The following is a 7,427-nucleotide window of genomic DNA, read 5'->3' as shown; positions in this document are numbered from 1 at the left end:
TTATATATTACCAGTTTTGCTTCATCATGTCAACACTTTTTTTCTTCAACATTCCGCTCAATTGGTACGCCGCTTGACGCGACTTGATTATCTTACTATACTCAGATACTATCGTCAACCCCTTTTTCTGAAAAAGTTTTCGAAACTTCCGGGTACAGAAATAGTTACCCAATCACGCTATTATTAATCATCTTTTCAATTGTTTTTATCATAATTTTCAAACATCTTTCCAACCTACATGATCTAGTGTTTTCAAATTGTTTAACTACAATCACTAGATTATTATTTTTCCACATAAAAACTGACCACTTAATATTTCAGTGGTCAGTTCTAAACGCTTTATCATTATCAGTTTAGCAAATGTTCCTAGGATACCCACGTATTTATTTTACAAAAACATTTTCTTTCATTCTTTATTAAGACTGTTATTTTAAAGGTTTCATTGTAGGGAACAGCAATACATCACGGATTGATGTCGAATCTGTGAGCAGCATGATCAAACGATCAACCCCAATACCCAATCCACCTGTTGGCGGCAAACCTACTTCAAGGGCATTGACGAAGTCTTCATCCATCATTTGCGCTTCTTCATCTCCAAGTTCACGCTGTCGCAACTGTTCAACAAAACGCTCCTTTTGATCAATCGGATCGTTGAGTTCAGAGAATGCATTGGCAATTTCCCATGTATTGGCAAACGCTTCAAAACGGTTTGTTATTGCAGGATTATCCGGATTTCGTTTCGCAAGCGGTGATACCTCTACTGGATGATGCAAAACGAACGTCGGTTGCACCAAATCATTTTCACAGAACTCTTCAAATGCCAAATTAACGAGCTGTCCTTTTGTAAAATGCTTTTCAATTTCGAGGCGCAACTGCTCTTTCGCTACCTTACGTGCTTCTTCATCGGTGGTAAACGCATAAAAATCAACACCCGTTTTCTTTTCGACAAGGTCATGCATAGAAGCACGAATCCAAGGCGGTTTAAAATCAATTTTCGTTCCTTGATAGTCAACAACCGTTGTCCCATGGACAGCTTCACAGCAATAGGCGACAACATTTTCCGTAAGTTCCATCATAAAGTTGTAATCTTGATAGGCAGCATAGAGCTCTACAGCTGTATATTCAGGATTATGTTTTACAGACATGCCTTCATTTCGGAACATTTTCCCCATTTCATAAACGCGATCAAACCCGCCGACAATTAATCTTTTTAAATAGAGCTCATTGGCGATTCGCATATACATATCAATATCAAGCGTATTATGATGTGTTATAAAAGGTTTTGCAGAAGCTCCGCCCGCAATCGTACTAAGTACAGGGGTATCAACTTCAACGAAGCCTTGATCGTCAAAATATTGTTTCATCGATTTTATGATTTTTGAGCGCATTAAAAATTTGTCTTTTACCTCAGGATTCACGATCAGGTCTACATAACGCTGACGATAACGCAGTTCTTGATCCTTTAAACCATGCCATTTTTCAGGCAGTATTTGAAGTGATTTTGACAAGAGTACCACTTCTTCAGCTCGAATTGAAATCTCATCTTTTTTCGTCTTGAATACTAATCCACGAACACCAACGATATCGCCAATATCATATAATTTAAAATCCGCATAAGATTCTTCTCCTATTTCATCTTTGCGAACATATGATTGAATACGACCTTCACTATCCTGAATGTCAATAAAAGAAGCCTTTCCCATACCGCGATTGGCCATTATTCTACCAGCCACAGCCACAATTTTGCCGTCAAATGTTTCAAAATTCTCAACGATTTCTTTACTGAAGTGTGTGCGTTCATACTTTTCGATTTTAAAGGGATCTTTCCCCATTTCGCGTAACTTTGCCAGTTTTTCTCTTCTTATTTGAAGCAATTCATTTAAATTTTCTTCCATGGTTAACCTCCATCTCGTGCTACGCGTTAAAGGCCTCTGCCAATACGCGTTTCACTTCATCAACATTTGTCGTTCGATTGATTTTATTCTTATAATAGGCTGCTTGTGATATCCCTTTAAAATACCAAGCAGCATGTTTTCTCATTTCTAAAACACCGATGTGTGACCCCTTGTGCTGCAAAAGAAGTTCAAAGTGTTTAAGTGCCACAGCATGTTTTTCTGTTAGCGTAGGAGCGGGCAAATGTTTGCCTGTCTCTAAATAAGCTGCAATAGCCGCAATGAGCCACGGGTTACCTTGAACACCTCGACCAATCATAATCCCATCAACATCCGTTTGTTCTTTCATTGCAACTGCATCTTCAAGCGTAAAGACATCACCATTCCCGATAACCGGTACCGCGACACTCTTTTTGACTTTTCCCAGCCACGCCCAGTTCGCATTGCCGCTATAAAATTGATTTCTGGTCCGACCATGCACCGCTATAGCCGATATGCCTTCGGATTCTGCCATTTTTGCAAATTCCACGACATTTATATTGCCTTCATCCCATCCCAGTCTCATCTTGACAGTTACCGGTTTCTTGGAATGCTTTACTGCGGTGCTGATAATCTTTCGTGCAATCTCCGGCGACTTCATCAGCGCAGAACCCTCGCCATTATTGACGATTTTTGGCGCAGGGCACCCCATATTGATATCCAGGATGTCAAATACGCCCTCGTTGAGTTCATCCATTACAGCTTCCAGTTTCGATGAATCCGCTGTAAATATTTGCAGCGACATCGGTCTTTCAGCTTCACTGACCTGCATAAGGTATTTTGTTTTTTTATCTTTATAATAGAGCGCACTGACACTAATCATTTCAGTTACCATCAGTCCCACATTGAACTGTTTGCAGATGGTTCTAAAGGCGATATCCGTTACGCCCGCCATTGGTGCTAAAATGACATCATTGCGCGTTTTCACATTTCCTATTTGCATTTTTTTACTTTCTGATTTTTTATTCACCTTTATTGAAAACATTAAAGGCCATTCTACGCATTTCGTCTGGTTCTGTTCATCCCATAAATTATATTTAAACCATCCAGTGTTAAGAAGCGATCAACCGTGTCAATTAAATCTGATTCAGACGCAATCAGTGTCGAAAATCCTCCTGTTGCAACAACACGAATATCGCCGCCGAGCTCTTCTTTCATCTTGCGTACAATGTAATCAACACTGCCGACATAACCATAAATAATACCGGCCTGTATACTTTGCGTTGTATTCTTGCAAATAATACGATCTGGTTTGATCAGTTCAACCCTTGTTAACTTTGCGGCACGTTCATAGAGTGCATCCGACGATATTTTAATACCCGGCAATATGGCTCCACCCAGATATTCACATTTCTCATTGATTGCACAAAATGTTGTAGCCGTTCCAAAATCGACAATAATAATGGGCCCGCCGTATTTTCGAAATCCGGCAACTGCATTGACAATTCTGTCAGCGCCCACTTGCCTAGGATTATCATACTTAATATTCATACCGGTTTTAATACCCGGACCAATGACAATTGCTTCTTTTTGACAATATTTTAGTGCCATATGCTGCAATGAATACATAACATGTGGCACAACTGAAGAAATAATCACATCTTGAATATCATCAAACGACAACTTTTCATAGTCAAATAATTGCTTGATCAAAATACCGATCTCATCAGCTGATTTATTATGGTCGGTTGCCATACGCCAATGGGTGACGAGTTTGTCATCCTTAAAAACACCTAGGACAATATTTGAGTTGCCCACGTCAAATGCTAGTAGCATGAAAGAAATGCCTCCTGAACTTATTGTTAAACGTATCCGTTTATACCTCTTACTGAAACTTCGCCATAGAAGATGGCTTCTTCTTCACCGGACTCGTTGATAACGATTAAATTACCATTTTCATCAATATCTTTTGCAAATACACGTCTTTTATTGGCGCCAGCTGTCACATCAACTTCACGATCAAGCGTTGCCGATTTTCTGACCACATACTCAATTACCGTGCCGAAATCATTTTCTTCTATCAGCAGACGATAATATTTGCTGAAAATCTCTATAAATTTTACCACAATTTCTAGGCGATTGTAATCCTGTCCCCCAACGTTCTTTAAGGAAGTCGCCTTTTCTTGGATCTCAGCAGGAAATTCAATCTGATTGACGTTAATGCCAATCCCAAGTACCAAATAGTTGATATGATTGAGTTCTGCGCTCATTTCTGTCAAAATACCACATACTTTTTTGTCATCCAGTATGATGTCATTTGGCCATTTAATGAACGTGCAAAGGCCTGTTGCTGCATCAATCGCCTCACTGACAGCAGCGGCTGCAAGTAATGTCATGCGTGCTGCAAGCGTCGGCTGTATTGTTGGCTTCAACAATAAGCTCATCCATATCCCTTGTTTTTCGCCAGAAGCCCATGTGCGACCTAATCGTCCTCGTCCCAACGTTTGCGTTTCTGCAATAACAAGCGTTGATTCAAAATTTTCCTGATGTCCAAGCTCTTTGGCATACTTATTGGTTGAATCAATGGATTGCAAATAAACGACGCGTTTAATCACATCATTTCCTGATAATGCAATCTCCAGTTCGCTCTGATTCAGGTCACAGCTCTGAGAAACTAGACGATAGCCCTTATGCGGTGATGATTCAATATCATACCCTTCTTGGCGCAGCTGATTAATGATCTTCCAAACAGCCGTCCTAGAAACATTCATTATTTTACTGATCTCTTCGCCAGAAATATAGTCATGGCGATGTGTTTGCAACATTTTTATAATTTCAGTTCTCATCATTTTTCCATTTCCAAATAAATTCGATACCATTATACCATATGACAAAAGAAAAGCCACTTGTTAAGTGGCTAATTTCAAATATTTCGTGCCTTTGGCACCTGTTTTTCAATGACAACGTTCCCTTCCCGAAAGCAAACAGCATGAGACTCTAAATACGCGTACTCATTTATTGATCGCCATTGTTACTGGCATCTTAACATTTAAACTGTTCTGTTATCTGTTTTAATTCATCCGATAAATCTTTTATTTTTGTAATGATCTCAATAGTCTCTTCAGTTTTTACTTTCTGATCACCTACATGTGATGACATTTCATCGGCGACGACAGCAGTTGTGTTTATACTGTTCCGCATATCCGTCATCATTTCACTGATCTGTGCTGAAGATGCAGCTTGTTCTTCTGTAACGGCGCTTATTTCATCCACCGCTCCAGCTGCATTTTTTGAATCCGTTAAGATTTCGGTGATCTGAGATACGGTCTTTTCCGTTTCAACAACGACATTTTCGAGCATTGCAGAAGTTTTCTTAAACATATGCGACGTCTCATTTACGTCAGTCTGAATATCTTTGATAATAACGGTAATATTCTCAGCAGACTTATTGGATTGATCGGCAAGATTTCTGATCTCGCCAGCAACGACGGCAAAACCTTTTCCAGCTTCTCCTGCTCGGGCAGCTTCGATGGCCGCATTTAGAGCTAAGAGATTTGTCTGATTGGAAATCGCCATAATGGTATCCGTAATACCACCAATATCAACTGCTGATTTTTCAAGTGTTTTTATTCTGGCTTCGATCGATTCATATGATCTAAACGTCTCCTGTACCAAATCGGAAGTCTTTGCCATCATTGCTTCTCCGGCAGTTGCAAATTCAACGTTGTTTTTAATAAGGACATTTAGCTTTTCTGTATTAAGCGCTACGTTTTCTGACCCTTTCGCCATTTCTTCAACACCGTTGACAACACGTGATGACAGTTCAATATCTTCATGCGATGCAGATTTTAACTGTTGAGAGTTATCAATAATAACGCCCAGTGTTGTATTGGATGATTCAGCAGAATTAACAAGCGTGATCGTCGTATCATCTAAAATATCAGTAGATTGTTTAATGCTGCTAACAATGCCTCTGAAAGACTCAACAAGATTATTAAAGGCTTTGCCTAAATCGCCGAATTCATCATCGCGTTTCAGTATCTCTTTTTTAACATTGATACTAAAATCACCAGAAGCAACACTCGCTGCATTTTCGGAAAGGCGATTAAGCGGCGTCGTAATGTACATGGTAAGGATTGCAGACAAGATTAAAGCACCAACTGCTAACAGAACAATGACAACACCAAAGAGAACCGTAATTTGTGAAATATGTGATAACGCCTGTTTTTCCGGAACCTGCGCTACGACTCCCCACCCCAGCAAATCAATGCCATTGTAGGATGTCAAATATGCCGTTTCGTCAAATGTATAGGCCACTGTGCTGTTTTCACCACTTACAGCTTTATTAAACGGCTCATAATTTAAGAGATTCTCATTCTGTAAAATATCAGTTCGTTCCGGATTGGAATTAGCAATTAAATGTCCCGCTTGATCGACGATAACGATTTCCAAATTATCTTGAAGCGTCATTTGTTGAATAAGCATATTAAATTTATCAATCGAAATAGAAACGATTAAAACGCCATTAATATCACTGTTCCGCCTAACAGGCAATGCTTCTTTAATAACTCTTTTTACGCCATTAGGAGTTTCTACTTCTTCAACGCCCGAGAAAGCAGTATTACCAGCCATCGCTTCATCAAAATAAGGAGCTTCGAGATTGCCAATCACACCATCTGATGAAAAGACGATCTTTCCTGTTTTATCGACAACTTGAATATTTTGTAGCAAATCAAATTCATCTAAAACATTATTAAACATAGACTTTACAAGCAAGGGCTGCATGTTTTGAACATAATCGACTTTTGAGAGTATCGTTGCCATTTTGCCAATACTGTTTAAATGATTTTCAACATACTCATCAACTGTGGTTAAAACCGTCTCATTATTTGCATAGATATCATCTTGAACATATGCCTTAAACTGTGTAAAAATTAATAACCCTGTTAACAGTGACGGCAATATGATTACTGCCATTAACATAAAAGCAAATTTTCTTCCAAACTTTGATTCCATTTTGCGATTTTTATTCGACTTCGGCTTTTTTTTTGCTTTTTCTTTAACGTGCTTCTCTTTTGCCGCTTTTGTTCCCTCCGCTGCATCGTTAATCGTGGAGGCTGCCTCCTTTTCAGCAGACGCAGATTGAGCCAAAGCTGTCTCATTTGAATATTTTGATGTAAATTGGCTCTTTCCTTCCATATTATTTCCCCCTAATTGATCGTTTCCGTTCGACATTTCTCCTCCGCGCTACTTTACATAATATAACATTATACATGATTTCATCAGGGGCTTCAAATATGCATTTGCTTATACATTTTCTGTACAAGTCACTATGCAGTTATGTAATTTGTACGCTATCTCTTGAAAACAGCTGTTTTGAACCCCTTCATGCAAAAAGGAGTTGACGCGTACGTCAACTCCTTCAATTCCTTACATTTTCTTAAAATCCTGAGAATAATGACAGCATGACCCCAGCGGATACCGCCGAGCCAATAACACCTGCCACATTCGGACCCATGGCATGCATGAGCAGGAAGTTGCTTGGATTTTCTTTCT

The 7,427-nt window shown here is 39.3% G+C and carries 6 protein-coding genes; all 6 read right to left on the bottom strand.

The genetic code is table 11. From position 1 onward, the window contains the following. Nucleotides 1-425: 425 nt before the first annotated feature. Complete coding sequence (lysS, locus tag KHM83_RS19225; RefSeq protein WP_213238658.1) at nucleotides 426-1,895, bottom strand: lysine--tRNA ligase; 1,470 nt, start codon at nucleotides 1,893-1,895, stop codon at nucleotides 426-428. Between the two features lie 19 nt (nucleotides 1,896-1,914). After that, nucleotides 1,915-2,874: a tRNA dihydrouridine synthase DusB gene (dusB, locus tag KHM83_RS19220; protein ID WP_213238657.1), complete on the bottom strand. Its 960-nt coding sequence runs from the start codon at nucleotides 2,872-2,874 to the stop codon at nucleotides 1,915-1,917. A 53-nt stretch (nucleotides 2,875-2,927) separates the two neighbouring features. Beyond that, nucleotides 2,928-3,707 carry a type III pantothenate kinase gene (locus tag KHM83_RS19215; RefSeq protein WP_213238656.1) on the bottom strand — a complete coding sequence of 260 codons (780 nt, stop codon included), beginning with the start codon at nucleotides 3,705-3,707 and terminating at the stop codon, nucleotides 2,928-2,930. Nucleotides 3,708-3,733: 26 nt separating this feature from the next. Beyond that, nucleotides 3,734-4,720, bottom strand: a complete 987-nt coding sequence (locus KHM83_RS19210) for a biotin--[acetyl-CoA-carboxylase] ligase (protein ID WP_213238655.1) — start codon at nucleotides 4,718-4,720, stop codon at nucleotides 3,734-3,736. Nucleotides 4,721-4,913: 193 nt separating this feature from the next. Then, nucleotides 4,914-7,070: a methyl-accepting chemotaxis protein gene (locus KHM83_RS19205; RefSeq protein WP_213238654.1), complete on the bottom strand. Its 2,157-nt coding sequence runs from the start codon at nucleotides 7,068-7,070 to the stop codon at nucleotides 4,914-4,916. 241 nt (nucleotides 7,071-7,311) lie between these two features. Beyond that, a partial coding sequence (locus KHM83_RS19200) for a sodium ion-translocating decarboxylase subunit beta (RefSeq protein ID WP_213236375.1) occupies nucleotides 7,312-7,427 on the bottom strand: 116 nt, incomplete at its 5' end.

The organism is Fusibacter paucivorans, assembly GCF_018390735.1.
Lineage (GTDB): Bacteria > Bacillota > Clostridia > Peptostreptococcales > Acidaminobacteraceae > Fusibacter > Fusibacter paucivorans.
Note: the sequence above shows the minus strand (reverse complement) of the source record. Positions and strands in the feature narration are given on the sequence as shown.